1 protein-coding gene is annotated in these 1,221 nt (G+C 57.9%); it reads right to left on the reverse strand.

Translation table 11 applies throughout. The annotated features are described in order from the left end of the window. The coding region (locus tag BK659_RS23445) for an IS4 family transposase (RefSeq protein ID WP_123427517.1) at positions 1-1,139 on the reverse strand (1,139 nt) is incomplete at its 3' end. Positions 1,140-1,221 lie beyond the last annotated feature (82 nt).

The following is a 1,221-nucleotide window of genomic DNA, read 5'->3' on the forward strand; positions in this document are numbered from 1 at the left end:
TGGCACGCTGGCTTGAAGCGAATGTCCGACGGTGCCCGGCCAAACGCCACCGCCGCCTGACTGGCCTCCCGGCGGATCACGTTGTAAGCCAGTAGCAGCCCCCACACCTCTTGGTAAACCAAGTCGATCTTCTTGCTGCGCAGGGTCACTGCGTTCTGCTGCATCGAACTTTTGATATCCCTGAAGCCCAATTCGATCTCCCATCGTTCCTGGTAAAGCTTGGCGACGGCCTTGGTGCTGTAGGTCCCGACAGGCAATGAGGTCATGACCGTCTTCAGCTTTCCCTGAACTTCATAGCTGACTTCGCGCACTTCCCAATGGAGGGGTAGATTCGGGTTTCGCTTTCTCGCCTGCGGTGACACTTTCATGCGCAACAGACGGTCGTGCTTGCCGTAACGAGCGATTTCCTCGCTGACCAACCCATTGCGCGCCGGGATCAGCCAGTGACGGTTGACGCCAGCATTGTTCAGGCTCAACAGCAGATCAGCCCCCCAGAATCCTTTGTCGAACAGCGTCACCGAATGGTCGGGAACCTGCTGCAGAAACTCGTCGGCCAAACGCATCTCGCTGCGCCGGTAAGGGCTTAGTTGAGCATCCAGAATCAGGTGCGAGCGCACATTCATTAACGCCACAAGGCGCAGCATAGGAAACGGTGTCTGGCGGTCGGTGGAGGTATTTCCGGAGCCGAAGTGATCCCGTAACTCGGGCGTATCCGGGGTACGCAGGAGAGCGCCATCCACGGCAAACACCTGAAGACCTTGCCAGGTGTCATTGTCATACCGCTCACTGGCCCACTGGGTGCCGGTTTTACGGAACAACCATTCAACCGGGTCGGCGCCAAGGCGCTTGCGAGCTTCAGTGACGCCGCTTCTCGCCAGCAAGTGGTCAGTCGCCAATCCTTGGGCACAGATGTTCAGGCGCCTCGCTACTTCATGGACAGGCTCGTCGCGAAACAACGCCATGCCGAGCACCAGCCAGAGCACTTGATCGGCAGGCAACCTACGCCGCCGGATAGTGGCCTGCGTGGAAAGATCCAGCGCTGACGCCACCCACTCGACGGGGATGTTTTGGGTGAAGGTGCTCAGGTCGGAGAAGTTGAAAAGGTCGCCGAGGTCGAGCAGGTCCTGTTGAACAGACATAAAAAATCCGATGCCAGAGATCTGGCATCGGATTTTCTAGGAAGCCCGGCGTGGACTCAAATGCTTAAGTGAACAGCATTAC

Origin of the sequence: Pseudomonas brassicacearum (assembly GCF_003732225.1) — a bacterium.
Classification (GTDB): domain Bacteria; phylum Pseudomonadota; class Gammaproteobacteria; order Pseudomonadales; family Pseudomonadaceae; genus Aquipseudomonas; species Aquipseudomonas brassicacearum_E.